Origin of the sequence: Echinicola sp. 20G, assembly GCF_015533855.1 — a bacterium.
Classification (GTDB): Bacteria; Bacteroidota; Bacteroidia; order Cytophagales; family Cyclobacteriaceae; genus Echinicola.
Window position 1 is genome coordinate 4,282,910 of the sequence record NZ_AP024154.1, and the last position, 26,539, is coordinate 4,309,448.

At 39.3% G+C, this 26,539-nt stretch carries 21 protein-coding genes; 13 read left to right on the forward strand and 8 right to left on the reverse strand.

What is annotated here, in order from left to right; all coding sequences use genetic code 11:
• Nucleotides 1–28 precede the first annotated feature (28 nt).
• The 6 genes from JL001_RS17350 to JL001_RS17375 all read right to left on the reverse strand — a co-directional run bounded on the left by JL001_RS17350 (nt 29) and on the right by JL001_RS17375 (nt 7,558).
• Nucleotides 29–334 (reverse strand): rhodanese-like domain-containing protein, encoded by a 306-nt coding sequence (locus JL001_RS17350; RefSeq protein WP_192010104.1) that lies wholly within the window; start codon nt 332–334, stop codon nt 29–31.
• A gap of 2 nt (nt 335–336) precedes the next feature.
• Complete coding sequence (locus tag JL001_RS17355; protein ID WP_200978446.1) at nt 337–2,181, reverse strand: T9SS type A sorting domain-containing protein; 1,845 nt, start codon at nt 2,179–2,181, stop codon at nt 337–339.
• On the reverse strand, nt 2,182–2,955 hold the full coding sequence (locus JL001_RS17360) for a PASTA domain-containing protein (RefSeq protein WP_200978448.1): 774 nt from the start codon (nt 2,953–2,955) through the stop codon (nt 2,182–2,184).
• 158 nt (nt 2,956–3,113) lie between these two features.
• Nucleotides 3,114–6,173 carry a M43 family zinc metalloprotease gene (locus JL001_RS17365; protein WP_200978450.1) on the reverse strand — a complete coding sequence of 1,020 codons (3,060 nt, stop codon included), beginning with the start codon at nt 6,171–6,173 and terminating at the stop codon, nt 3,114–3,116.
• Nucleotides 6,174–6,201: 28 nt separating this feature from the next.
• A complete protein-coding gene (locus tag JL001_RS17370; RefSeq protein ID WP_200978452.1) occupies nt 6,202–6,453 on the reverse strand; it encodes a NifU family protein in 252 nt (83 codons plus the stop codon).
• Nucleotides 6,454–6,463: 10 nt separating this feature from the next.
• Nucleotides 6,464–7,558, reverse strand: a complete 1,095-nt coding sequence (locus JL001_RS17375) for an Mrp/NBP35 family ATP-binding protein (protein WP_200978454.1) — start codon at nt 7,556–7,558, stop codon at nt 6,464–6,466.
• 239 nt (nt 7,559–7,797) lie between these two features.
• On the opposite strand from JL001_RS17375, the gene dnaG reads away from it, so the two are divergent.
• The 4 genes from dnaG (at nt 7,798) to surE (ending at nt 12,744) form a co-directional block, all read left to right on the forward strand.
• Nucleotides 7,798–9,759, forward strand: a complete 1,962-nt coding sequence (gene dnaG / locus JL001_RS17380) for a DNA primase (protein WP_200978455.1) — start codon at nt 7,798–7,800, stop codon at nt 9,757–9,759.
• 83 nt (nt 9,760–9,842) lie between these two features.
• Nucleotides 9,843–11,078 (forward strand): bifunctional 3,4-dihydroxy-2-butanone-4-phosphate synthase/GTP cyclohydrolase II, encoded by a 1,236-nt coding sequence (locus JL001_RS17385; RefSeq protein WP_200978456.1) that lies wholly within the window; start codon nt 9,843–9,845, stop codon nt 11,076–11,078.
• Between the two features lie 110 nt (nt 11,079–11,188).
• Complete coding sequence (locus tag JL001_RS17390; protein ID WP_200978457.1) at nt 11,189–11,821, forward strand: hypothetical protein; 633 nt, start codon at nt 11,189–11,191, stop codon at nt 11,819–11,821.
• Between the two features lie 143 nt (nt 11,822–11,964).
• A complete protein-coding gene (gene surE, locus JL001_RS17395; RefSeq protein ID WP_200978458.1) occupies nt 11,965–12,744 on the forward strand; it encodes a 5'/3'-nucleotidase SurE in 780 nt (259 codons plus the stop codon).
• 73 nt (nt 12,745–12,817) lie between these two features.
• Here surE and JL001_RS17400 read toward each other — a convergent pair whose 3' ends face one another.
• Nucleotides 12,818–13,696 carry an inositol oxygenase family protein gene (locus tag JL001_RS17400; protein WP_200978459.1) on the reverse strand — a complete coding sequence of 293 codons (879 nt, stop codon included), beginning with the start codon at nt 13,694–13,696 and terminating at the stop codon, nt 12,818–12,820.
• 489 nt (nt 13,697–14,185) lie between these two features.
• Between JL001_RS17400 and JL001_RS17405 the strand changes: the two genes are divergently transcribed.
• On the forward strand, nt 14,186–15,175 hold the full coding sequence (locus tag JL001_RS17405; RefSeq protein ID WP_200978460.1) for a formylglycine-generating enzyme family protein: 990 nt from the start codon (nt 14,186–14,188) through the stop codon (nt 15,173–15,175).
• A 20-nt stretch (nt 15,176–15,195) separates the two neighbouring features.
• On the forward strand, nt 15,196–16,515 hold the full coding sequence (locus tag JL001_RS17410; protein ID WP_200978461.1) for a Gfo/Idh/MocA family protein: 1,320 nt from the start codon (nt 15,196–15,198) through the stop codon (nt 16,513–16,515).
• An 86-nt stretch (nt 16,516–16,601) separates the two neighbouring features.
• Here the strand turns inward: JL001_RS17410 and JL001_RS17415 are convergent, their stop codons facing one another.
• Nucleotides 16,602–17,228 (reverse strand): phosphoribosylanthranilate isomerase, encoded by a 627-nt coding sequence (locus JL001_RS17415; RefSeq protein ID WP_200978462.1) that lies wholly within the window; start codon nt 17,226–17,228, stop codon nt 16,602–16,604.
• A gap of 162 nt (nt 17,229–17,390) precedes the next feature.
• Here JL001_RS17415 and JL001_RS17420 point away from each other — a divergent pair, with 162 nt between their 5' ends.
• The 7 genes from JL001_RS17420 to JL001_RS17450 all read left to right on the forward strand — a co-directional run bounded on the left by JL001_RS17420 (nt 17,391) and on the right by JL001_RS17450 (nt 26,232).
• Nucleotides 17,391–18,068: a hypothetical protein gene (locus JL001_RS17420; protein WP_200978464.1), complete on the forward strand. Its 678-nt coding sequence runs from the start codon at nt 17,391–17,393 to the stop codon at nt 18,066–18,068.
• Nucleotides 18,055–19,707, forward strand: coding sequence for a S8 family serine peptidase (locus JL001_RS17425; protein ID WP_200978465.1), 1,653 nt, complete (start codon nt 18,055–18,057; stop codon nt 19,705–19,707). The genes JL001_RS17420 and JL001_RS17425 overlap by 14 nt, the downstream gene beginning before the upstream one ends.
• A 148-nt stretch (nt 19,708–19,855) precedes the next feature.
• Complete coding sequence (gene rpe, locus JL001_RS17430) at nt 19,856–20,506, forward strand: ribulose-phosphate 3-epimerase (RefSeq protein ID WP_200978467.1); 651 nt, start codon at nt 19,856–19,858, stop codon at nt 20,504–20,506.
• Nucleotides 20,507–20,658: 152 nt separating this feature from the next.
• A complete protein-coding gene (locus JL001_RS17435) occupies nt 20,659–21,162 on the forward strand; it encodes a hypothetical protein (protein ID WP_200978469.1) in 504 nt (167 codons plus the stop codon).
• Between the two features lie 175 nt (nt 21,163–21,337).
• Nucleotides 21,338–22,381, forward strand: a complete 1,044-nt coding sequence (locus tag JL001_RS17440) for a hypothetical protein (protein WP_236252875.1) — start codon at nt 21,338–21,340, stop codon at nt 22,379–22,381.
• 94 nt (nt 22,382–22,475) lie between these two features.
• Nucleotides 22,476–25,010: a DNA gyrase subunit A gene (gene gyrA / locus JL001_RS17445; protein WP_200978471.1), complete on the forward strand. Its 2,535-nt coding sequence runs from the start codon at nt 22,476–22,478 to the stop codon at nt 25,008–25,010.
• A 10-nt stretch (nt 25,011–25,020) separates the two neighbouring features.
• On the forward strand, nt 25,021–26,232 hold the full coding sequence (locus JL001_RS17450; RefSeq protein WP_200978473.1) for a lipopolysaccharide assembly protein LapB: 1,212 nt from the start codon (nt 25,021–25,023) through the stop codon (nt 26,230–26,232).
• Nucleotides 26,233–26,539 lie beyond the last annotated feature (307 nt).

A 26,539-nucleotide genomic window follows, 5' to 3' on the forward strand; every position in this document is an offset into this window, starting at 1 on the left:
TGGAAAAATAAAAAAGAGTAGGTTTTGCCTACTCTTCTTCTAATTCTCTGTATGCCATAATGCCTCCCAGGACATTTCTTACTTTGGTGAAACCTTTTGTTTCTAAAAACTTCTTCGCATTTCCACTCCTTGCACCTGAGCGGCAATGAACGATCAATTCCTGGTCTTTGTATTCCTCCAACTCACCCAAAGCATTTGGTAACTGGGACAGTGGAATATTATTGGCACCAAGGTTATCTTCCTCGTATTCCCATTCTTCACGAACATCTAAAAAGGCAAAGGATTCCTTATTGTCCAATCGTTCTTTTAATTCTTCTACCGTAATGTCTTCCATAATTATTCTACTAAAATTCTGATTGATTGCGGAGTGTTTTTCTTCCATACCTTGATCAGGTACACTCCCTTGTGATTACCTGTAAAATTAATGATTTTACCTTTTTCCGAAGGTATGATATCTATATTTATTTCCCTGCCAAAAGCATCATACATTTTGACCAGATCCATTTCTCCTTCCAGAAAAATCCTTTGCTCGGTGGCAGGGTTTGGATAGGCTTTTATTCTATCAGTCTCGCTGGGTGTTTCAGGCGCCTCTGGGCCTGTTGTTTGCATATGTGGCCTGATCATCAAAGAACCTAAGACCTCTGTATTGGGTTGCCAAGTACCTGATGTATTATACATGACTTCACCCGATGTATCATTGGACTTGTCTAAGCCGATTTGTATAAACTCATTGGTGAACTGCATAAAACCTACATAAAAGTCTCCTTCTACGCTGATGGTAGTATCCAGTTCAAATTTGGTAAAAGCTTCTAAGGAGGGTTTTTCTTGGATGATCACTTCCTTGGTGAACAATGGGTTTTCCTCCAGTGATGACCAAATCATCAAGTCCACTGCATTACCTCTTTGGGCGGCATTGGTGAAATTGATGCTAATGGCATTAATAAAGGCTGGAGCTGAAGTGTTGTACTTTATCGCAATCATTCCGGATCGCTGATTGATTCCCGCCGCATAATCTACAGTGCCTCTATCGTAAGCATAAAAGTCTTTGATTGGGATAGTAGTTTTAATGGTGTCATTAAGCCTAAAGTCAACGTTTGTATGATAAGTGGTATCTAATCCATTGATCGCCTCAATCAAGTAATTGTCACCCGAACTAAGATAAACCCAACTTTCCATTTCAAATTCTTCTGTAACTTCTTCCAAGTTCCAATCCCCTGGAGCTGCGCTGCTAAAGTCCCTTCTTTCGTTGGCCAGTGGTACTGGGTTAAAAGGTGTATTGCTATTAAGCACCATTACAGGTGCTGAAGTTGCTTTATTTCTTACTTCAATGGAATATTCCATGGCCCTAAACCGATCATTTAAATTGAAAAATTGGTTAGTGATAGGCTGAGGGACAGTGTCTGGCAAATTATTAAACTCATAAAGTGGAAGAGCAGCATATTTGCCCAAAAAGTTACTGTTCAATTGTGTTAGGGCACGGTCCTGATAATATAAATCATTACTGTTTCTATCATCACTGATGTAAACATAATCTATCATCCAGCTATCGAAAGGCCCTGCCATTCTTCCGGTACTTTGGAACTTGAATTGGAAATGATCATGAAGGTAAATGCCATTGACCTGAATAATTTCCTGTTTAAATTCCTGAATATCCTGACCTCCTTGCTGTACCCAAACTTGGTTCCAGTTATTCAAACTGTCCAAGAATAGTAATTCCAAGTAATCTGAAGCATCGGGGAGTTCTGCCTTTCCACCTGCTTGCCAAAAGAAACTGAGGTAAATGGATTGTTGTGCTATAGCGTCAAGGCCATCCAGATTGATGAATTGAGAGCTTAACTGGTCAGTCACTCCGGATTGGGTAATATCCGTACTATAAGGTTGGCCATTGGCTTTAACTCCATCCAGAAGCGCTACACCCAAACTAGGTGCGTTAATGCCTACATTCAGAGAAACATTGGTTCCTTGATTGATCCATTTTGCTGAATCCAAGCTGCTGGATGAAAAGTCATCCCAAAAGGGCAAGGCCAATGTGTCTGCCATTAGCCTTGCTCTTTGCGTGTTATTTTTATTTTCAAAACCTGTATGATTTACAGGAAGCTGTATCAACTGTGCCTTTGATGGAAAATAGGTCAAAGTCAGCAGTAAAGAAAAAAGTAGAATTATATAAGTCTTTCTATTCATTTAAAAATTTGTATCGACTCCCAGCTCAGACACCCATAAATCGATCAACTCACCTGTTTTTGCTTCAATACCAGATGGAGGCAATTGTTTAAGAATAGTACCTTTAGGAACGGTATCGGTGGTCACATAATTGATACGACCCAACCTTAAACCAGAGCCAACAATGGCAATTTCTGCTTCTTCTTCATCCATGCCTACTACATTTGGAATGGCCAGGCTTTGCTTGCCAAGTCCGTCACCAACGACCAAGTCTATTTGGGAACCTTTCGGGATCTCAAACCCTTCTTTGATCGATCTGCCTCTAAATTTTTGTTCTAAAACAACATTATGTCCAATATCAGGTGTGTAAATGATTTCGCCCCTTACTAAACCATAATTGGCCAATACTTCTTGCGCATTTTTGATAGGACTGTTAACCAAATTAGGCATTTTTATCAATGGTGCATTTTCAGCATTCAAGGTAATGTAGATTTTTCTATCCCTTTTGACCTTTGCACCAGGACGTGGATTCTGTTTAAGTACTGCCAAGGGTTGAGCATCTGCTACGAAACCACTGTCAGGAGTGATTTCATACCTTAAGTTACGTGCTTCCAAGTATTTTTCAATCTCGCTATAGTGGAAATTTTCCAGATCTGGTACAGTTACCGATTCTCCGTGGTTGGTATATCCAGGGAGATAAATCTGAAAGAATACGAATAGGACCGCAAACAATAAGCCCAATATTAAGGCAATATGGACAATAACTTTCTTGGAACCTTCTTTAATAGTGCTCATTGACAATTTACTTGGTTATATTTCCTTAGGTAAAGGTAATTTTAATTTTGGCTTCATGGAATGATTTTACCACAAATAATAGCGTGTAAAACTATAATAAGTGTGCCAAAAATTACTAAAAAGCGTTAAAGTTTCATCTTTACATAAAAACTAAAATGCTACCGAATGATTAACCTTTTGGTAAGGGAAAGGTCATCACTTTGAATTTTGATGATGAATACTCCCTTGGCAAACACTTCAGTGCTAAAGCTATAAGTCTGATTGAGTGTTCCTGGGTATATAACATCATGTACCATTTGGCCAGAAGAACTGATCACTTGGATGCGAACATCTTCGAAATCATCCAGGTTAAAAACAATGTTGAACAAATCCGTAGCTGGGTTAGGGTAGACCTTGGCATTGCCCAAGCCCGGGTTCACTGGTTCAGGATTGTTTTCAAGATAAAATTCAATATTGTCCAAATAAACCGGATTGGTTTCACTGTTTCCGTTTTCAACCACAAAGGCCAGTCTAACTTTTTCAAATCCAGAACCAGTGTAGTCAGAAAGATCAATAAACTCCCTTACAAACTCACTTGGTGTATTAGGGTTAACAGGCGCTTCACCATTTATGGTGTTGAGCTCCTCGCCGGTAAAAGAGGTCAATTCTTCTGTAAATGTGACACCACCGTCTTGGCTAAACAATACGGTCATTTGGGTGTTGCTGTCCACTCCACTAGCTGCACGATCAAAGAAGACACTTGCCCGACTTGTACTGCTTAAATCCATCACAGGTGTCCCAATCCAATAAGAGTTTTCATTGGATTGCTCGCGAAGATTAGCCAGGTTATCCCCACTTTCACCAGTTTCTTTGGATACTAACTCCCAAGATGTTTCACCGCTTTCAGGGTTTACGCTTACCCAAGGACTTATGGAACTATTGTTGTCAAAGTTTTGCCTCCAAGGAATGGCTACTTCTGCATCATCTTGATAGTAGTAGCGTATCAAACTGCTTTGAGTATTTTGATTTTGGTCAAAGTTAGGTTGGAAAATAGTGTATTGAACCCCGTTTAATCCATCTGTAAGTGCATTAGGAAGTTCTACAGTAATTGTTTCATTTGGATTTAAGGTGATGTCATCTGCGATCAAGGTGGATTGCTCCGAGCCATTAATTGTCCTATCCAAAAGGAAGGAATTAATCACCAGTGTGCCTGTGTTGGTTACATTCAACACTTCATTTTCCTGGCTGCCATCTGTAATTGGTGAAGGGCTTAGTACTTCATCGATCTTAAAACCATAGCTGATTACTTGGTCGGTGTTGATCGCAATATCCTTGATGTATAAGTTGTTGCCGTAGCCGTTGACAGCGATAAAAGCAATTCTTATGTTTCCATAGTCAGCATATTCACTTAAGTCTACTACTTCAGTTCTAAAAGCGCTTTCCGAAGTCGGGATGAATTCATTTGAAGTGGAAGAGGCTGTTTCCAAAGTCTCTTGAGACTTATCGTAAGGGGCATTCACTAAATCAAATGTATTGCCACAGTCAGTAGAAATGCCAATGAGCAACCTGTCTTCCAGGCCATCTTCAGGATAGGTGGCATAAGCCATTTTGAAAGTTAGCTGGGCGTTAGGTGTGTTGGAAAGGTTTATTTGAGGAGTAATCAAATAATCCATTTCTCCATCAGTCTCATAATTGTAGAAATTGACTAGCAGCGCTTCTTGACTAGTTCCATCCAGCGTAAGCTGTTCCTGGTTCCAAGTAATTCCTTCATCATCATTCCTTACAGACCAAATACCATTAATGTCTCCTGATGAGTACGTATAAGGAAGTGCAAGATTTGGTTGAACGATAGGGGAGGAAGTTAATAGGTTATTTCCTGGATTCTCATCTGTTATGTTGTTGACTGAAATGACGTTGACCTCGAATTCATTACCATCATTTTGAATATCGATAGGATCAAATGTAAAGGTAAAATCATCTCCTTGATCAAGGTCGAAAGTAAATGTCTTTTGCTCCATGACACTTCCATTGAGTGAGATGGCCACTACGGCGCTGGTCAAGGCAGTTGTACCGGCATTAAAAGCTTCCACTTGCGGGGTTACTGTATTGGAACAAATGTAATCTTGAGGTACGATGATTTTATCCAATGCCAAATCGAGTGCGAATACTTCAGGCTCTTGGGCAGCCCTACCATTTACCAATGAAACTCTTCTTGGGCTGTTGGCTAACACTACATCAAACCTTTCAAGTTGACCAGCTGTAAACAAGTTCATACATGCATCAGGCGTATAATCCATATAATTTTGGATCATGTCCCTTGAGCCGCAAGTTGTCCGAACAGTGCTGTTACAGGCATTGTTGGAGCTTTCCTGATTCGGAGTGTCATCTACAAAATCATCTACAGAACAATCTCCATCACCCCAAATGTGCCTAAGTCCAAAAAAGTGGCCTATTTCATGTGTGGCTGTTCGTCCTAGTGATGAAGAAGAGGCATTTCCTCCAGAACCAAAATAGCGATAATCGATCGTGACACCGTCCGTTTCTTTGGAGCTGGGGGAGAAATTTAAACCATCTAAGTCCGATATAGGAAAAGACGCATAACCTATATAGGGGGATTGCATGGGTACCACCCACAGATTAAGGTAATCATTTGAATCCCAATAAGAAAAGGAGCTGACTAAGCTTGCGTCGCTTTGGCTATAAACCGCTTTGGTACCTTGAACTCTATTGATACCTGAAGTGGGGAGTCCCCTTGGGTCTTGTTTGGCTAAGACAAATTCAATTTGTGCATCTACAGCGACACCTTGAAACTCATCAGGCGTGTTGGCTGCGTCAGCATTTTGCCTTCTGAAGTCCTCATTTAGGATCCTGATTTGTGCTTCTATTTGTGACAGTGGAATATTGGCGCCATTGCCAATCGCTTCTCCATTGTGGATCACGTGAACAACTACTGGAATTACCCTTACTTCATCCGCTGCTGTTCTTAAACTTAAGCTTTTTTTTCTGCTTTCAATCTTATCATTTATCCAAGACTCAAAGTATTCTTTTGAACCAAACAAGCCCAATTCCTGAAGTTGCTGAGCTTCTACTAAGGGAGTAGCACACTTATCCCCGTTACTGCTGATGGTATTTTGGTTATAAAAATGAGGGGTGATATTTTGGGCAAAAATGGGGGTGTTTAAAAATAAGAAAAAGGATAAAACCAACTTTATCCTTAAAATCAGTAATATCCTTTTCATTAACTCTTTCTTAAAAATCGCTTTTCATTTACTCTGAAACAGAAATGTTGATGGCTTCCACCTTTGTGATTTCAGGAATGGCTTTTTTTACCGCTTCCTCAACACCGGCTTTCAAGGTCATGGTGGACATTGGACATGAGCTGCATGTACCAGTTAGCTCCAATTGTAATACCATTTCCTCTGTAAGTCCCACAATTTTCACATTGCCACCATCAGCCTCCAAATAAGGACGAATTGAATCCAATGCTGTTTCTATTTTTCCTATCAGTTCAGTTTCCATTTTATTATATCTAGGTATTAACCTGTACTATTTTGGTTTTATTTCTTTCTGCATTCCTAATGGCCACTTGTCTGGCTACTGTTTCAGCTAACTCGGTAAATGCCTTTTGGGTGACACCTTCCTTCAACACAGCAGGGTAGCCACTGTCCCCACTCTCTCTAATGCTTTGAACAATAGGGATTTCCCCAAGGAAAGGCACTTCGAATTTTTTAGCTAGTCGCTGACCACCTTCTTTGCCGAATAAATAGTACTTATTGTCCGGCAATTCTTCTGGTGTAAAATAAGCCATATTTTCCACAACACCTAAAACGGGAACATTTATTTGGGGCTGCTTAAACATGGACAAACCCTTGGTAGCATCTGCTAGTGCCACTTTCTGCGGGGTAGTAACGATTACTGCACCAGTTACTGGTACTGTTTGAACCATAGTGAGATGAATGTCGGAAGTGCCCGGTGGCAGATCGATCAATAGGTAATCCAATTCACCCCATTCAACATCTGCAATAAATTGCTTTAACGCTGAGCTGGCCATTGGGCCTCTCCAGACTACTGCACTGTCTGCAGGGGTCAAGAAGCCGATAGACATTAATTTTACACCATATTGTTCTATAGGAATGATGATATTCTTCCCGTTTTCCTGTTTTACAGCGGGTTGTTCGCCTTCCACATTGAACATGGTAGGAACTGAAGGCCCTGAAATATCTGCATCGACCAAGCCTACCTTGGCACCAGTAGCTGCCAAGGCCACTGCCAAATTGGAAGAACAAGTTGATTTACCCACACCGCCTTTACCAGAAGCGACAGCAATAATGTTTTTTACTTTTGGCAACAATGGCGCATTGTCCCTGATCGTGGTCACATTGGAAGTCATGAAAATATCTAGTTCAATAGCTTCACCAAATTCCTTCTCCAATGCTTTCACACACTTACTTTTGATCAATTCCTTGAGAGGGCAAGCAGGGGTGGTAAGTACTACTTTAAAACTTAATTTATCACCCTCAATCACAATGTCCTGGATCATACCCAGTGTTACCAAATCTTTTTTCAGATCAGGGTCATCTACTGTGGAGAGGGCTTTAAGTACCTTTTCTTTACTTATAATCATTACGTAGGGTAAATTTTGCGCAATTTAGTGCTTAATAATCCTTTTTAAAACTGTTGAACCTAATATCTATGTTTTGACTTCATTGATTTAATCGATGATCATTAGGTGATCGGGCTTTTGCCCTTTTAATTTTTAACACTATAACCCTTTACTTTAAGGAATAGTTTCTATTATGCGCATCGTTTGGGAAGTCTATTTTCATAATACTTTTTTATCTTTGGACTTATTCCCAATGCAGCATGTCATTAAGTAATATTACAACAGAAAAAGTCAAGGATAGGGCGGATATTGAAGAGGTGGTCAATGACTATGTGCCTCTAAAGAAGAAGGGACAGAACCTTTGGGCCTGTTGTCCATTTCATAATGAAAAATCTCCATCATTTTCCGTTTCTCCAGCCAAGCAGATTTATAAATGCTTTGGTTGCGGGGCTTCTGGTGATGCCATTCAGTTTGTCATGGAAGTGGAAGGTATTGGCTTTAATGAGGCTATCAAACAGTTGGCGCATAAATATGGCATTGAAGTAGAAGAGGACCATACTGCGACTCCAGAGGAAGTTCAAGCGTACAACGAAAGGGAGAGTTTATACATTGTCCAGGCTTTTGCAAGAGATTTGTTCCATAAAAACTTATTGGAAACAGATGAGGGCAAGTCTATAGGTTTAAGTTACTTCAAGGAGCGAGGCTTTAATCAAGCCACCATTGAAAAGTTTGACTTAGGATATGCCATGGATAGTTGGGATACCTTGCACAAATCAGCGACAAAAGCAGGTCATTCCGAAGATATTTTGCTTAAGGGAGGACTGATCCTCCAAAAAGAAGGAGATCCAAGCCGGAAGTACGACCGGTTTCGAGGAAGGGTGGTTTTTACTATCCATAACCTCGCAGGAAAGCCCATTGCTTTTGGAGCAAGGATACTCACCAATGACAAAAAGCAGCCCAAGTATATTAACTCGCCCGAAACGGCTGTTTACCATAAGAGTGATGTGCTCTATGGGATGTACCAAGCCAAACAAGCCATTCGGAGCAAGGACAATTGCTATTTGGTGGAAGGGTATACCGATGTGGTCTCGATGCATCTTTCTGGAATAGAAAACGTAGTTGCATCTTCGGGTACCTCATTGACAGAAAATCAGATCAAGCTGATCAAGCGGTTTACCGATAATGTGACGGTACTTTATGATGGTGATGCTGCTGGTATCAAGGCTTCCTTGAGAGGTATTGATATGTTGTTGGAAGGAGGGTTGAATGTCAAAGCAGTCGTATTCCCTGATGGGGATGATCCTGACAGTTATTCCAGAAAAGTGGGCTCAGAAGCTTTTCAAACTTATTTGAGTGAGCATGCCCGGGATTTTATAGAGTTTAAAATTCAGCTGTATGAAGAGGAAGCGAAGCATGACCCGATTAAAAGGGCAGATACAGTTAGGCAGGTGGTGCAGAGTGTTTCCAAGATTCCTGACCCAATTACCCGTGCAGTTTATGTAAAGGAATCTGCCAAGCTGCTCCAAATGGAGGAAGAAATAGTATTGGCTGAGCTCAATAAGATTCTTCTGAAAGGACAAAAAGAGGCCTATGCAAAGCCTAAGGATAAATTTTCTCCAGGCCCACCTCCTCCAGATGCGGATACTCCGTTTGAAGCTTTTCTTCCAGAGGAAAAACCAAAACTCTCCGCCAAGGATGTTCTGGCGGGTCAAGAAAGGGAAATGCTGAGACTTTTAGTTACCTATGGTTTTGAAAAAATATCCGAAGACCTCCATGTGTGTGAATACCTTATCCAAGAGACAGGGGATTTGGAGTTTCAGACACCTTTGTATCAAAAGATCCTTATCGAGTATAAAAGGGCCTTACGAAAAGGTGTTTTACCCAATGCGGATTACTTTATTAAGTTAGATGACAGTGAAGTAAAATCTGAGGTGATCAATATGATATCCAATCGACATGAAATGTCCGACAACTGGCAACTCAAGCATTTGATATATACTAATAGGGAATCTGATGATTTGTCCAAAACCACTTTCAACGAGATTCATCGCTTAAAGAGAAGGGTCTTGGAAAAAATGGTGGATGAAACCATTCAAAAAATACGGGTTGCTGAAGAAAATGGAAATATTGATGAAGTGTCAGACTTTCAAATGGTTCTGATGGCATTGAACGAATCATTGAAAGAAATCAATAAGCAACTTGGAACCGTAAAGTCCAGATAGACCAAACTAAATACCGTCTTTCTCGGTTTAAGACAATAAAGAGTGTAATTTTGCACACTAAATTGACCATTCAATAAAATACTATGGCTGAAGAAATTAAATTAGATTCCATCGAAGAGGCAATTGAAGCGATAAAAGCTGGTGAAGTGGTCATTGTGGTAGATGATGAGGATCGTGAAAATGAAGGAGATTTTGTATGTGCAGCTGAAAAGGTAACGCCGGAGATTGTCAATTTTATGGCAACTCACGGTCGGGGTTTGATTTGTGCACCAATTATAGAAGACCGTTGTGAGGAGTTGGGTTTGGAGTTGATGGTTGGCAGGAATACAGCAGCTTATGAAACGCCATTTACTGTTTCTGTTGATTTGATCGGGCATGGTTGTACGACCGGAATTTCAGCTAGTGACAGAGCCAAAACGATCAAAGCACTAATTGATGATAACATTCATCCTGATGAACTGGGAAAGCCAGGGCATATTTTTCCTCTAAAGGCCAAAAGGGGAGGTGTGCTAAGAAGAACAGGTCATACCGAAGCAGCTATTGACTTGGCCAGGCTGGCTGGTTTGTATCCTGCTGGTGTTTTGGTAGAAATCATGAACGAAGATGGCACCATGGCTAGGGTTCCGGATTTGATTGAAGTAGCAAAGAGATTCAACTTGAAGTTTGTGAGCATCAAGGATCTCATTGCATACAGGCTTAAAAACGAATCATTGATCAAGCGGGAAATAGGTGTGGACATGCCTACGGAATGGGGTGATTTTGATTTGGTTGCCTTTAGACAAACCAATACTGATGAAATCCACATGGCCCTGATCAAAGGTGAGTGGACGGAAGGAGAGCCGATTTTGGTAAGGGTACATTCTTCTTGTGTGACTGGTGATATATTTGGATCTTGTAGGTGTGATTGTGGTCCTCAACTGCATAGTGCCATGGAAATGGTCAATAAAGCAGGCAAAGGAATTGTGTTATACATGAACCAAGAAGGCAGAGGAATTGGTCTGATCAATAAGCTCAAAGCTTATAAACTGCAGGAGGAAGGAATGGATACCGTTCAAGCTAATCTTGCTTTAGGTTTCCCAATGGATAAAAGAGACTACGGTGTTGGGGCACAGATTCTGAGGGATTTGGGTGTTTCCAAAATTAAGTTGATCACTAATAATCCAACCAAACGTGCAGGTTTACTGGGGTATGGCTTGGAGATCGTAGATACCGTAGCGCTGGAGATCAGTCCAAACAGTCATAATGAGAAATACCTCACCACCAAAAGGGACAAAATGGGTCACCAGATTCTCAAAAAAGAGATCAATAAGATGAAATAAACAAAGAGCCCTGAAAAAAACAGGGCTCTTTTAGTATAAATTGAGCCATTTCGACTAACTAATCCGTCATTAATTTCGTTAGTCTAAATAGAATCAATGCCTTAATCGTCATGAAAAAACTGCTGTATATATTTCTTTTTGTATTTATTGGTGTGCAAAATGTTGATGCACAGAATTTTCCATCCCAAGTTTGGCATGATGGCACCTTGTACTTGAGTGATGGTGAAATTTATAAAGGAAAGCTAAAATACGATTTGGATAATAACATTGTGCAGCTACAGAGTCAAAGTATTCAGACCTTCAGTAGTTCCTCCATTACTAGGTTCGAGATATTTGATGAGTATTATGGAGGCATTAGGACTTTTTATAGTCTTCCTTACGATGTCAATAACAACGATTATGCGGTTCCGATTTTCTTTGAACTCCTTACTGATGGCCCTGATATTACATTATTATGTAGGGAATATATAACCAGTGACCCAAGAAGTATGGGGATGTACAGCATGTACATGTCACCTATGTACGGTCCGCCCATGACCAACTCCAGTAAATTGGCTTTTGACTTTTATTTCTTGGCAGATGGTGAAATCACCAAATACAGCCAAAAGAAAAAAGAATTGCTCAATTATATGGATGACAGGGAAGACGAGGTGAAACTATACATGCGCAAGAACAGGTTGTCTCATGATAGAAGAGGAGATTTGTTACGTATAACTGCATATTATAACCAGTTAAAAGAGTAAGCATTTAAATTAAGGTTAAATAATTAAGAATGATGAGCGGGCAGCTCATCATTCTTTGTTTTTGGAGGGTTTATTGTAACAACTTTCCTTAAATTTGATCAAGAAGAGTTTTTAATCAGACATCAACTTTAAAATATATTTTAATGACAAAACCGCTGATTCTAGTATCCAATGATGATGGGATTACCTCACGTGGAATTCGTGTATTGGTGAATGTAATGAAAAGGTTGGGCGAGGTAGTAGTGGTTGCTCCAGACAGTCCTCAGTCCGGTATGGGACATGCGATAACCATCGGCAACACGCTTCGGTTAGACGAAGAAGAAATTTTTGAAGATGTTGAAGCCTACAAGTCCAGTGGTACACCTGCAGATTGTGTAAAGTTGGCCAAGCATTATGTTTTTAATGACCGCAAGCCAGATTTAATAGTAAGCGGTATTAATCATGGTAGCAATACTTCTATAAGTGTTTTATATTCAGGGACTATGTCTGCGGCAATTGAAGGGGCGATTGAAGGATATCCTTCCATAGGTTTTAGTTTGTGTGACTATAGTTCCAAAGCAGATTTTTCACATGTGGAAGATTATGTGTATAAAATTGCAAAACAGGTTTTGGAACATGGAATGCCCAAAGGAGTTGCTTTGAATGTGAACTTTCCTCCAAAAAGAAACGAACCGATTAAAGGAATTAAATTGTGCCGCCAGGCCAGGGCCAAATGGCAAGAGGAGTTTGATGAGCGCTTTGACCCAAATGGTAGAAAGTATTTTTGGATGGCTGGAAACTTTGTGAATTTTGATAAAGGAGAAGATAATGATGAGTGGGCCATAGCCAATAACTATGCTTCTGTAGTGCCTTGCCAGTTTGATATGACCGCGCACCATGCCATTACCCAAATGAATGAAGAATGGGATTTGGATATTGATTAAGGAGAATTGTATTGGAATCAAAAAGCCCTTCATTTTTGAAATGAAGGGCTTTTTGATTCCGTCTGTTGCGCTGTTAAAAATTTAATTTTGCAGGAAGGTATTTGGCCACCAGGTCTTCATAATAAGGTCTTAATTCTTTTGCATTTGGAGGAGTGGGGACTTTAGAATAAAGATCATAAGGGTTGAATTTTTTTACCCAATCAAACATATTATGATCATGTTGGCTCATCAGGTGATCATAGGCGTTTTCCTTATGTTGTGGATAAAAAGAGTGGTAACGGATCATATAGAGCGCTGGTTCAGGCAAATAATCTTTGACCATTTGGTAAAGGTATTCATCATGTCCCCAGGACATTTTTACCTGATCCAAGCCACAATTGGGTGAGTAGACTCCATATTTACTATTGAATTCAGAGTTTTTTGAATCTGGATTGTTTTCAAAAAATTCTGGAAACACAATCTTATCAGAAAATTGGCAGCCTACCGGAAATGTATCGCCTACCACGGCCCACTGGGGTTCTCCAAAAAGACACAGCACTTTGCCAAAATCATGTATAAACCCGGTGAGCACGAACCAATCTGGGTGGCCATCAGCCCTAATGGCTTCTGAGGTTTGTAACAAATGCTGTAATTGATCTAGGTCTGTATCAGGATCAGAATCATCCACTAAGGTGTTTAGGAAATCAACTGCCTCCCAAAATCCCATTTCTTGTTTGTTGAACTGAAGGAATTCTTGCTCTTTTTGCTGTACGAAGTCATGGGTTTGATATTGATGATTCAAACGGTAAAATTCTCTAACAGTGTCCTGTCTGCTTCCATCGCTATAGTTTCGGTAACTGTCTTTATTGTCTGACTCTTCTTCAATTTGAGGGTAACGCTCTTTTAAATCATCCTCCCAATCTTCAAGATTTTGAAGAGGATTATTATTAACAAGTTGATCAGGTTTGTTCATGCTATTTAGGGCTTATGTTAGTTAAAATAAATATTGAGAAAATTATTTGTTTTCTCTTTTCAAGTTACTAAAAAACAAGATATTAAAAAGCTTCCTTTGATACATATCATTATATGATTATCCACTAGCTTACCAATAAGCTGATTCCTTTAAGGTACTATGAAAATCACCAATCAGGCCACAAAGAAAATATGCATTCTGTTACAAATAATATTTGAATTCTAAAGCTACCGGCATATTATATGGATATCCATAAGAATTTAATCGCTAAATAAAGTGATCTAAAACTACAAATGTAGTGATGATGATCATTTACTGGTTTTTGTACTTTTATTGGAAAAATGTAACCTTTCGAATACTGATAGCTTGTAATAATACGTAAGAATTCAAAAAAAATATTTTGGAACCATAATAATTATACAAACGGGCATGCCATTCTGTAATTAGTTCTTATATTGGGTGTGAATTTATTGAAACCCTAAAATAATTATGTTGCTGAATAAGTTTGTTGTGGCCTTGGTTTTGGCCGGTGGGATTCTGCCAAGTCAAGATAATGCCAATTTTAATTCTGTTGATTTCAAAGCTTATCAACAAGAGATTCCTAATACTAATTTGTCATTTGAATTAACCCCAATTCCTGCTGGGGAGTTTGTAATGGGTAGCCCAGAAGCAGAAAAGGGCAGAGAGAGTGATGAAGGGCCTCAAAGAAAAGTAGCTTTAGATGCCTTTTGGATGGGGAAGCATGAAATAACTTGGGATATCTTCGAGTTGTTTCTAAACAAAAACTATGAGGCTTCTGTCAGTGAAAAGGCATTGAGTCCTGAAGTGGATGGGTTGACGCGTCCATCTACTCCTTATTTGGATATGACCTTTGGTATGGGAAAGGAGAATATGCCCGCTGTTGGGATGACCCAATATGGAGCCATCCAGTTTTGTAAATGGTTATACACTAAAACAGGTGTTTTCTATAGATTACCTACTGAAGCTGAATGGGAGTACGCCGCTAAAGCTGGAAGTGAATCCGCTTATTTCTTTGGGGATGATGGAAGCCAATTAAAGGAATACGCTTGGTATGAAGAAAACAGTGAAGAAACTACCCATGAAATAGGTCAAAAGAAACCAAATCCATGGGATCTATATGATATATATGGAAATGTGCTGGAGTGGACCAATGACGCTTATGTCCCTAATTATCCAAGCTCTAATGGACTTGATAAAAACCCCGTTCAAACTACCGAAGAGCTTTACCCTAGAGCTATCAGAGGAGGGAGTTTTGTCAGTGAGGCAGGTGAATTAAGAAGCAGCAAGCGTTTTTATTCCACACCGGATTGGAAGCAAATAGATCCACAAATCCCTAAAAGCCAATGGTGGTTCCCAGAAGCACCATTTCTTGGCATTAGAGTGGTGAGGCCATTGGTTACTCCTTCCGAAGAGGAGATCATGGCTTATTATAATCAAGCACCTATTGATGACTATTAATCATAAAACCTATAAATAACATGAACCTTAAACAAAAGAATGAAAGAAGAGACTTCCTTAAAACTACTGCTCTCGTAACTGGTGGAGCCATGTTAAGTCCCTTTACATTACCGAAAGCATACGCTCAAGGTAGTGATGAGATAAAGATTGCTTTGATCGGCTGTGGTGGCCGTGGAACAGGTGCTGCATTTCAAGCATTTGGCACTGATCAAAATATCAAATTAGTGGCCATGGCTGATGCCTTTAGGGATCGTCTGGATGATAGTTACAAGGCCTTGTCCACCAAAATAGGAACAGATAAGGTAGTAGTAACGGAAGATAAAAAATTTGTGGGCTTTGATGCTTATAAAGATGCTATCAAAGAAGCTGACGTGGTGCTTTTGGCTACACCTCCAGGTTTCCGCCCTATGCATTTCGAAGAGGCCATCAAACAGGGCAAGCATGTCTTTATGGAGAAACCAGTGGCCACAGACGCCAACGGGATCCGTAAAGTGATCGCAGCTGCTGAACAGGCCAAAGCTAAAAAACTAAATGTGGTGGTGGGACTTCAGAGAAGGTACCAGGACAATTACATTGAAACCATCAACAGAATTCATGACGGTGCCATTGGTGAAGTGGTAGGAGGTCATGTATATTGGAATGGAGGAGGTGTATGGACCCGCGCCAGAAAACCTGAGCAAACAGAAATGGAATACCAAATGAGAAACTGGTATTATTTCAACTGGTTGTGTGGAGATCATATCACAGAACAGCACGTCCATAACTTGGATATTGCCAACTGGGTGAAAGGTGGTTATCCTGTTAAAGCTGAAGGTACAGGTGGAAGAATGGTCAGAACAGGTTTGGATACTGGTGAAATCTTCGATCACCACACCATTCGATTGACTTATGCTGATGGTACCATTATCAATAGTGAGTGTCGTCACTTCCCAGGAGCAGACAATAAAGTCGATGAATCATTTATTGGTACCAAAGGGCGGGCTTATATGAATGCCGGTAACGTTGGTAAAATCTGGGGCTTAGATAATTCTGTCATTTATGATCATGATGGCAAAGGCAACATCAACCCCTATCAACAAGAACATAACAAATTATTTGGGGCTATTGTAAATGGCGAATATGTGTATGAGGATGCTACCAGGGCTGCTATGAGTACCATGACCGCTATTTTGGGCAGAAATGCAACCTACACTGGTAAGGAAATTACTTGGGATGAAGCTTTCAACTCGGAAATTGACCTCATGCCTGATACCTATGCTTGGGATGCCATGCCAAAAATTCTTCCTAACGAAGATGGGCTATATCCACATGCTGTACCAGGTAAAACTAAGGTGGTTTAAAAAACTTAAAATATATTAGAAATAAAAAGGGCTGGATAATTTATTATCCAGCCCTTTTTAGTTGATTAAGAAAATAAGAAAAACTTCTAGTCTTCTTCTTCCAATACTTCCAGAATATCAGCTAATTCATCGAAATCCTTGAAACCAGGTTTGATTTCATCGCCTCCTTTTAATGCGATTCCTTCAATAGGGAGCTCTTCCAAAAGTGAACTGATATTATCAGCATCCAAGCCAAAGCCGAGCAACACTTTGCACTTTTCAGCAATGGCCTTTATCAAATCTTTTACTTCATCTTTAAGGTCAAGACTATCAGATTCCAAAAGCAGTATGACATTATTTTCCTTTAAGCTTGGGGCTTTAGCCAACAAATGTTGTAAAATGTTCACATCATTGATCTCTTGCTTCAATATAAGATTAAAGGAAGAGTTAAGGAGCATAGGAATATGCAATTCTTCCGTAATCTGTAGATAGCTAAGTCCCTCATAGGTTTTGGCTGTTTCTAAAATAGCGTCAGGATGGGAGGCTTCAAACTCTCCAACATACTCCAAACCAGAAAGCCAATCGGTCATTTCCTTGTATTTTTCGGGAGACAAGTAATCTTTGTTTCCTTCCTCAAGGTTGAATCCCATCAGGTTGACATACATTCCTGCGCAATACCTGGCATCGCTAAGGTTATTTACTGTGCTTATTTTTACAAAAGTCTTAAGCGCCATTCCAATTTGATGTTTTAGCTAATTTTACTTTAAATGAGCCCAAAGATAAATAGAAAAGGGACTTTTACTAAATACCTAAAGGGTTGGTTTTCAAATTTAGGGACATTAATTTCATCTTTTTGATAGGAAATTGTATTTTTGCAGATCACCATTACTTACTGAATGCGAACAAGTTTACTCTTTTGTTTCATCATATTGCTTGCTGCTTGCCAGCAAAAAGAAACAGAACCAATTGATTTAGGTTATGATTATATGCCGCTAGAAGTCAATAGGTTTTGGATATATGAAGTTGATGAAACCATTTTTTATGGAGAAAACGATAGTGAATCCTCACATTTTTATTTCCGAGATGTCATTTCAGAAAGTTACATAGGAGAAGAAGGGAGACTTGTTTATTTGGTCAACCGGGAAAAATCTACAGATCAAACCAATTGGTCAAACCACATGGTATATACTTTGCAGGTTAAACAAAATGCTTTGGTTAGATCTAGTGAAAACCAATATACCGTAAGTTTTGTCTTTCCACCAAAACAGACAACAGTTTGGGATGGAAATGCTTACAACACCCTTAATGACGATGATTATAACCTTGAATTGGTAAAGGCCTATGAGGTTGGAGGGAAGACTTATCAGTCTACCGCTAAAGTGATTCAAGAAACCGAAGATGACCTCATCACCATACGGGACAATAGGTATGAAGTATATGCCAAAGGAGTTGGAATGATTGAAGAGTATAAGGAAGTCCTTACTTACTGTTCAAGAAATGATTGCTTAGGCGAACAAATTATCGATAGTGGCCGTTTTATTCATTTGAAACTGATCAATAATGGACAATATTAAAAGACTGGTCATAGTTACAGCCTTAATCATCCTTCAAGGAACTATGGCCTATGGACAGGACAGGTATGCTATTAAATATAAATATAAACCGCAGGACACATATAGTCTTGATGAACCAACAGGTTTTTTGACTCAAAAAGCCATGGATCGTCGCGAAAGGGAAGGTGTACTTGCAGATAGCACAGACTTACCTGTTGCGGAGAGATACATAGACATTATCGATGATATGGTGGACAATGTGCAATATCATTCCAAATGGATTAATGCATCTGTTGTAGTGGCCAATGCAGAACAAATTGAGGCAATCAAAGCGCTTCCATTTGTTAAAGAAGATGGTGTCGAGTTGGTTGCTAAGGGTTTTTATATGAATGGAAGAAGTTCCAATTCCAACATTCTTAAAATGCCTGTAAGTATTCAAGTTCGTGGAAAATCCAAGGCAGAAGAGGATTATGCTTTTCAAAATGGCTTGTTAGGGGTGCCAGAAATGCATGGTGAAGGCCTGACGGGAAAAGGAATTACAATAGCTGTATTTGATGGCGGTTTTATGAATACGGATGAAATCGTAGGATTAAAGCACCTTTTTGATGATAATAAAATTATTGCCACTAAAGACTTGGTAACCCCATGGTCAGAAAGTGTTTACAGGACCGAAACCCATGGTACTTCAGCTTTGTCATTGATTGCTGCAAATGATGTGAATACTCTTGTATCGGGTGCTTACGGTGCCAATTATATCCTTTGTATCACGGAAGATGTTGCTTCGGAATACCGAATTGAAGAATATAATTGGGCAAGAGCGGCAGAATTTGCTGACAGTCTAGGGGTAGATATCATCAATAGTTCTTTGGGGTACACCACTTTCAATGATCCAAGCATGAATTATGAAAAGTCTGACTTGGATGGAAAAACGGCAGTAATCACTCAAGCTGCTACTTTGGCAGCAGAAAGAGGGATATTGGTGGTTTCCAGCGCAGGCAATGAAGGAGGTGGATCTGAAACAACGATTACAGCACCATCGGACGCAGAAGGAATCTTGGCAATTGGAGCAGTTTCAAAAGACTTGAGCAGGGCTTCTTTTAGCTCAATAGGCCCAACAGCAGATGGTAGAATTAAACCAGACTTGTCTGCACTCGGCAGTGGTGTAAGACTTTGGAGAGGAAGTAATAATACTTCTACTGCTAGTGGGACTTCTTTTTCTGCTCCTCAAATAGCTGCCTTGGCAGCGGGGATATGGCAAGGAAGGCCGCATTGGACAAAGGATGAACTGATCCATTACCTATTAAAGAGTGGGAGCCAAGCAGAGAATCCAGACGATCAATTGGGGTACGGTATTCCAAATTTTGACCTGGTCTATTTTGGTGAAGTGTTGGATGTAGAAGAAGAGTTTGAAGAATTCCAAACCAAGATCTATCCTAACCCTGTCAATGGTGAAGAATTATTTATCCAGTTTGGAAATAGCGACCAATGTGATTTCACTTTGATTGACACCAATGGAAAAGTTATTGGGCAAAACACCCTAACAAGAAATTCCAATAGAGTGCCCTATGAAGTCCAATTGGCAGCGATGCATACAGGATTATATGTCATTGAATTAAATGAAGGATTTAACAAGGAGCGACACAAGTTGCTCATAAAGTAAAGTCTCTACTCCATAAAGAAAGCCACTTTGATACTAAGCATAAAGTGGCTTTCTTTTTAGTATCAGTTGGACAAGTTGCGATCGGAAGGGTTTATTTTTGTGATTATTTTTTGTTTTCTTTAGGCTCACATTAAAAGTAATTCCAAATATGAGTACGCTTGTAGCGCCATCAGTATTGGCTTCGGATTTTGCCAATCTGCAATCTGAAATTGAAATGCTCAATGAGTCAAGTGCTGATTATATCCATGTTGACATCATGGATGGAGTATTTGTTCCCAATATCTCTTTCGGCTTACCCGTAGTTGAAGCTATAAATGTACATGCCAAAAAACCTCTGGATGTGCATCTTATGATTGTAAATCCAGATCAATATTTAAAAAGTTTTTCTGATGCTGGGGCAAGTATTATTTCAGTGCATCTTGAGGCCTGTCCTCATTTACACCGCACCATTCAAGCCATAAAAGAACTGGGTTGTAAAGCTGGGGTAGCCATTAATCCACATAGTTCTGTTGAACTTTTGAGGGATATCATTAGAGACCTTGATCAGGTAATTGTTATGTCTGTAAACCCCGGATTTGGAGGGCAGAAGTTCATCGAACATACTTATGCCAAAGTGAGAGCTTTAAAAGCCATCATTACTGCTGCTGGAGCTGAAACACAAATAGAGATTGATGGAGGGGTTAACCTGGAAAATGCCCCAAAACTGATCGATGCAGGTGCTGACATTTTAGTAGCGGGCAGTTTTGTATTCAAATCCAGCGACCCTAGTAAAACAATAGCCGATCTAAAGGGACTCTAGCAATCAATTGTTTAGCTTAAATCAATTATGGGATAAATGCTATTTCCAATAAAAAAATAATGTTTTTTTAGATTGAAAACTTGCTTAATTAGCTTTAAACCCTTTTATTGGAATTTAGTTAAGTTTAGATAATAACAAAAAGATTAAAAAAGATGAAGCGTTTATTTGGATTAGCATTCTTGATGTTGTGTTTATTTAGTGCTACAGCAATGGCACAGCAAGAAAACACAGAAGCAGAAGAAGTGACTGATGAAGAAATCGAGAAATTTGCATCAATGAAGGATTCTGTTAATCACTTTATGGAAGTGAAACAAGCAGAATTGGAGAGTATGATTAAAGACAATGAAGTATTTGATGTGGCTCGATACAATGAGATTAAGGATGCATGGGGAGATGATGCTAAGCTAACAGAAATTGAAATTACTGAAGATGAAAAAGCGGAGTATAGCAAAATCATGGATACTAAAAATTCTCTTTCGGATGTGATCAAAGAAAGAATGATTTCATTGATCAAAGATGATGAGGTCTTAGGAGCTGCTACTTATAACAAAGTGAATAGCGCAATGAAAACAGATCCAGAGGTAAAAGCCAAAGTAAATGCTTTGATAGCTGAAAAGAAAAGTGCAAGAAGTACTGAAGAAGAAGAGGCTGAGTAAGCTATGAAACAAATATATTTTCAAGAAGCCTTCCAAATTATGGAGGGCTTTTTTGTGTCTTATGGTCTGTAATTCGTTAATAATATAGGTAGGAAATTCAGTGAAGCCTTTACTTGTAAATGAAATTATCTAAATTGTGTGCCAACTAACACAAAATTGAAAACCAACTCCTCTTATGAAGAATTTAGCTCCTCGATATATTTCAAGATTATTGACATTATGTTTACAGGATAAATATCTCCAGCTGTCTCTTTTTATCATCGCTTTACTGTGCGTCAATTCCCCCTTGAAGGCTCAGCAAGAAGATCTATTTGGTATAGACACGAAAGCAAAAAGTAAGAATAGAAAGAGCGAAAGTGGTATTGGAAATGCCACCAGAGGAATCATTAGCAAAATCAGTTTGGAGTTATCTACGGGCTATGGACAGCATTTTAACACAATGGATTTCCAAAGCAGCACACCCGCAAGCTACCCCATTGTACCTATTAGCAGTGAAAGCAACACTTCAGATATTGGGTCAGGAGACTTGATTCCTTTTGATTCCAAAAGTTCAGCTATTCCCCTCAATGCTGGAGTGAGAATAGATATGTTTGGCATATTAAGCATTGGGGGTGGATATGGAAGAGAGTTTGGGAGCATGTCAGCACTTACCAGTGACCAATTTCAGTTCAATTTCACCAATGACAAATATGTGTTTGACAAGCTATATGGAACGGTTGGATTGGTGCTTTTTGATGCGCAAAGGAGAAGGGCCATATTAAACTGGAAGTACAAAAAATACAGCGCCCAAAATACCTATATGCAAGCAGAAAAGAAGATTAGGATGAGGCAAGATTATCCTTGGAGGTTTATACTGGAAGGAGAGTATGGTTCCATTTCCATTCAAGAAAGCTATGATAATTCCTTGACCGCTACTGAGCCGTATTATGGTTTGGGGCTTAGAATTGAAAGGGACTTTTCTGAATATACGAAAGTATTCCTAAAGCCTTCTGCTGAATTTAGAAAGTTCAATTACCACATTGCAGCACTGGAAGAAATGCAAACGATAGAACAAAACCTCTATTCGGTAAATCTAGGAGTTGCCCTCAGGTTACCAGGTACAAAAAGGTGTAAATTCCCCGGATGTGGGGTGAAAATGAAGCACTTACACAATGGCATAGAATACCGAGGAAGTTCAATCTGGAACATGCAAAACAGAAAGGTGGGTCAATGGTACTAAAAGTGGCCTAAATAAACCTTTTGAATGGGAAAATAGTGTTTTAAAACCTTATTCTTTTTATTATCTTGCAACCTTATATTGAGAATTATAAAATATGGCTCAAGGAGAAAACGAGAACATTATACCGATTAACATTGAAGAAGAAATGCGTGGAGCCTACATCGATTATTCGATGTCGGTTATTGTTTCCAGAGCACTTCCAGATGTAAGAGATGGGATGAAGCCAGTTCACCGCAGAATCCTTTTTGGAATGCAAGAATTGGGCGTCCTTCATAACAAGCCTTATAAGAAATCAGCTAGAATTGTTGGGGAAGTTTTAGGTAAGTATCACCCTCACGGTGATAGTGCTGTTTATGAAACCATGGTAAGGATGGCCCAGGACTGGTCATTGAGATACCCGTTGGTAGATCCTCAAGGAAACTTTGGTTCCATTGATGGTGACAATGCGGCGGCCATGCGTTATACTGAAGCAAGGTTAAAGCGTATAGCGGAAGAACTTCTTATTGACATCAATAAAGAAACAGTTGACTTTCAGCTTAACTTTGATGACTCCTTAAAAGAGCCAGTTGTTCTTCCTGCAAAGATTCCAGCATTACTTCTTAATGGAGCTTCAGGTATTGCTGTAGGTATGGCCACCAACATGGCACCACATAATCTTGGAGAAGTTGTTGATGGTATTATTGCCTATATCGACAATAATGATATTACCGTTGAAGAATTGATGAAGTACATCATTGCACCGGATTTCCCAACAGGAGGGATTATCTATGGCTATAACGGTGTGAAGTCAGCCTTTGAAACGGGTAGGGGCCGAGTAGTAATGAGAGGAAAAGCTACCATTGAAAACAAAGACAATGGTAGGGAAATGATCATTATCAATGAAATCCCTTATTTGGTTAATAAGGCGAATATGATTGAAAAAACTGCCCAATTGATTCAAGAGAAGAAATTGGAAGGTATTTCGGCCATTAGAGATGAGTCAGACCGTCGAGGAATGCGCATTGTATATGAATTGAAGAGAGACGCCATAGCCAATGTAGTCTTAAACAACCTATACAAGCAAACACAACTTCAGACTTCTTTCAGTATCAATAACGTTGCCTTGGTAAAGGGCAGACCTTATACCTTAAACCTGAAGGATCTTATCCTGCATTATGTCAACCACCGACATGAGGTAGTAACAAGAAGGACGGAATATGAATTAAGAGAAGCTGAAAAGCGTGCTCATATCTTACAAGGCTATTTAATAGCTTTGGATAATCTTGATGAGGTAATCAACTTGATCAGAAGTTCCAGAGATCCTGAAACAGCACGTAATGGCTTGATGGAGAAATTTGAGCTTACTGAGATTCAGGCCAGAGCCATTTTGGATATGCGACTTCAACGCCTTACCGGCATGGAGCGTGAAAAAATCCAAAATGAGTATGATGAGTTGATGGTATTGATCGAAGATCTAAAAGATATCCTTGCCAGCAAAGAACGCAGGATGGACATCATCAAAACTGAACTTTCCGAAATTAGAGAAAGATATGCTGATGAAAGAAGAACCATCATAGAGCATAATGCGGAAGACTTCAGCTATGAGGATATGATCCCGAATGAGGAAGTGATCATTACAGTATCCCATCAAGGTTATGTAAAAAGAACTGCCTTAAAAGAATACAGAACGCAAGGTAGAGGAGGAGTAGGTTCTAGAGGGGTAAGTACAAAAGACGATGATTATACCGAATATATTTTCTCTGCTTCCACTCATAACTACCTGTTAATTTTTACTGATAAGGGTAAGCTATTCTGGTTAAAGACCTATGCTATTCCTGAGGGTAGCAAAGTGTCCAAAGGGAGGCCTATTCAGAACTTGATCAACATTGAAAGTGATGATAAAATCCGTTCTATCATTCAAGTTTCTGATTTGAATGATGAGGATTATATCCAAAACAATTTCTTGGTGATGACCACTAAGCAAGGAATCATCAAAAAAACAACTTTGGAGCAATACTCAAGACCACGTTCAAATGGTATTATTGCATTGAACATCAGGGAAGATGATCAATTACTTAATGTTGAACTTACCCACGGTGATTCCCATATTATCATAGCAGCCAAATCAGGTAGAGCCATTCACTTCCATGAGTCGGCTGTAAGGCCTATGGGAAGGACAGCTACCGGAGTAAAAGCCATTACCTTAGCAGATGATAACGACTTTGTGGTTGGCATGATTTGTGTAAGCAGAGATGACGCCACCTTACTGGTAGTTTCTGAAAAAGGTTATGGTAAAAGAAGCGCAGTAGACGAGTATCGTATCACCAATAGAGGAGGGAAAGGCGTTAAAGCCATGAACATCACCGAGAAAACAGGAAGTCTGGTCGCTATCAAAGAAGTAGTAGATACGGATGACTTGATGATTATCAACAAATCTGGTATTATCATTAGAACTCCTGTTTCAGGCCTGAGAGTAATGGGACGTGCCACACAAGGTGTCAGATTGATTAAATTGAATGAGAATGACGAGATTTCTTCCATTGAGAAGATTGAAAATGTAGAAGAAGAGATTGAGGAAGAAATCCAGGACAACGCTTCTGATGAAGCGCAAAATGATTCAAACGAAACCGAAAAACCAAAAGAGGAATAAACAAATAGAGATGAAAAAATTAATTTTATCATTGGCTTTGGTCGGAGTGGCTTCAACGGTAGCCTTTGGCCAAAAAAAGGTAGTTAAATCTGCGGAAAAGAGCCTTAGAAAAGGAGAGTTGGCCACTGCTTTATCTGAAATAGAAGCAGCTACACAAGATCCTGAAACTGGCTCAGATCCTGAAACATATTTAATCAAAGGAAAAATCTTAACCAATCAGTTTGTTGCGGATTCATCCAATACAGAAGCAACTGTAGTAACTGGTAGAAGTGCTTTTGATGCCTTTACCAAAGCATTGGAACTAGATGGAAACGATTCCACCAGCAAGACAGGTAAAGAAGTATATAAAGAAGTAGTTGCAGGTTTACCTGATAATCTACAAGGTGAAGGTGTTTACAAAATCAAAAATGCCTCAGTGGACAAAGCAATTGCTAGATATGAAGAGGATGATATGGCTTTGGCTTCCAAATTCTTTGGTTTGGCAGCTGACATTGACCCTTCAGATACTTCTATTGTGTTCAATGCTGGATATACTGCAAATGCAAGTGAAAACTGGGATGATGCTAAAAAGTACCTTAATCTATTATTGGATAACCCAGATTACAACAAACTAAACGCTTATTATTTCTTGATCCAAATTGCCAATACGGAAGAGGATGATCAAGAAGAAGCTTACAGATTGGTGAAAGAAGCAAGGGAAGAGTATCCTATGGATAAAGGTCTTTCTGAATTTGAAATTCAACTATTGCTTCAATTGGAAAAAATGGATGAGGCAATGGCTTCTATCAAGGAGTCTTTAGAGAAAGACCCTAACAATGCTCCGATCCGCTTGAGATATGGCTATTTGAAAGAGCAGTCTGGTGATCTTGAAGGCGCATTGGAAGAGTATCTTAAAACAACAGAAATTGACCCTAACTTCTTTGAAGGAAACTATTATGCAGCTGCTGTATATGTAGACAAAGCTAGAGAAATCATCAACGAGGTAAATAACTTGCCAGATGATGAATGGGAAGAAAAGTCTGATAAAATGTTAGCTGAAGCCGATGATCTCTACAAAAAAGCTGTACCGCTTTTTGAGAGGGCATTGGAAGCTAAGCCTGAAAATACAGAAATTATGCAGATCTTGTTCCAGATTCATACAAGATTGAAAAACGAGGCAAAAGCTTCTGAATATGACAAAAAACTACAAGAGCTTATTGGTCCAAACTGGATGGAAGGTTAATAGGTCTTGAAATGAATATTGAAGGTTGCTGAGGATATCAGCAACCTTTTTTTATGCTTTTATAATTTTCGATACCAAGTGGTATTTTTACTGTATTATATAGAAAGAGGTATGACAATAAAGATGTTTTTGTCTTCTCCACTTTTCCGATTGATTACCTGTTCCTAATTGATATCGATGAAATGTCAGAATTGCTTAAAGCAGTTTTGATCGTTGAAGAGACCAATCCAATAGAATTCTCGGGGAAAATTTTTAAGATTTTTATTCAATCATTTTTCAATCTGCATTATAGCTATAACTTTGTCAT

What these genes read in the sequence shown, in the direction of transcription:
- JL001_RS17350 (WP_192010104.1), bottom strand. Translation starts at nt 334, where the DNA reads ATGGAAGACATTACGGTAGAAGAATTAAAAGAACGATTGGACAATAAG.
- JL001_RS17355 (WP_200978446.1), bottom strand. Translation starts at nt 2,181, where the DNA reads ATGAATAGAAAGACTTATATAATTCTACTTTTTTCTTTACTGCTGACT.
- JL001_RS17360 (WP_200978448.1), bottom strand. Translation starts at nt 2,955, where the DNA reads ATGAGCACTATTAAAGAAGGTTCCAAGAAAGTTATTGTCCATATTGCC.
- JL001_RS17365 (WP_200978450.1), bottom strand. Translation starts at nt 6,173, where the DNA reads ATGAAAAGGATATTACTGATTTTAAGGATAAAGTTGGTTTTATCCTTT.
- JL001_RS17370 (WP_200978452.1), bottom strand. Translation starts at nt 6,453, where the DNA reads ATGGAAACTGAACTGATAGGAAAAATAGAAACAGCATTGGATTCAATT.
- JL001_RS17375 (WP_200978454.1), bottom strand. Translation starts at nt 7,558, where the DNA reads ATGATTATAAGTAAAGAAAAGGTACTTAAAGCCCTCTCCACAGTAGAT.
- dnaG (WP_200978455.1), top strand. Translation starts at nt 7,798, where the DNA reads ATGTCATTAAGTAATATTACAACAGAAAAAGTCAAGGATAGGGCGGAT.
- JL001_RS17385 (WP_200978456.1), top strand. Translation starts at nt 9,843, where the DNA reads ATGGCTGAAGAAATTAAATTAGATTCCATCGAAGAGGCAATTGAAGCG.
- JL001_RS17390 (WP_200978457.1), top strand. Translation starts at nt 11,189, where the DNA reads ATGAAAAAACTGCTGTATATATTTCTTTTTGTATTTATTGGTGTGCAA.
- surE (WP_200978458.1), top strand. Translation starts at nt 11,965, where the DNA reads ATGACAAAACCGCTGATTCTAGTATCCAATGATGATGGGATTACCTCA.
- JL001_RS17400 (WP_200978459.1), bottom strand. Translation starts at nt 13,696, where the DNA reads ATGAACAAACCTGATCAACTTGTTAATAATAATCCTCTTCAAAATCTT.
- JL001_RS17405 (WP_200978460.1), top strand. Translation starts at nt 14,186, where the DNA reads ATGTTGCTGAATAAGTTTGTTGTGGCCTTGGTTTTGGCCGGTGGGATT.
- JL001_RS17410 (WP_200978461.1), top strand. Translation starts at nt 15,196, where the DNA reads ATGAACCTTAAACAAAAGAATGAAAGAAGAGACTTCCTTAAAACTACT.
- JL001_RS17415 (WP_200978462.1), bottom strand. Translation starts at nt 17,228, where the DNA reads ATGGCGCTTAAGACTTTTGTAAAAATAAGCACAGTAAATAACCTTAGC.
- JL001_RS17420 (WP_200978464.1), top strand. Translation starts at nt 17,391, where the DNA reads ATGCGAACAAGTTTACTCTTTTGTTTCATCATATTGCTTGCTGCTTGC.
- JL001_RS17425 (WP_200978465.1), top strand. Translation starts at nt 18,055, where the DNA reads ATGGACAATATTAAAAGACTGGTCATAGTTACAGCCTTAATCATCCTT.
- rpe (WP_200978467.1), top strand. Translation starts at nt 19,856, where the DNA reads ATGAGTACGCTTGTAGCGCCATCAGTATTGGCTTCGGATTTTGCCAAT.
- JL001_RS17435 (WP_200978469.1), top strand. Translation starts at nt 20,659, where the DNA reads ATGAAGCGTTTATTTGGATTAGCATTCTTGATGTTGTGTTTATTTAGT.
- JL001_RS17440 (WP_236252875.1), top strand. Translation starts at nt 21,338, where the DNA reads ATGAAGAATTTAGCTCCTCGATATATTTCAAGATTATTGACATTATGT.
- gyrA (WP_200978471.1), top strand. Translation starts at nt 22,476, where the DNA reads ATGGCTCAAGGAGAAAACGAGAACATTATACCGATTAACATTGAAGAA.
- JL001_RS17450 (WP_200978473.1), top strand. Translation starts at nt 25,021, where the DNA reads ATGAAAAAATTAATTTTATCATTGGCTTTGGTCGGAGTGGCTTCAACG.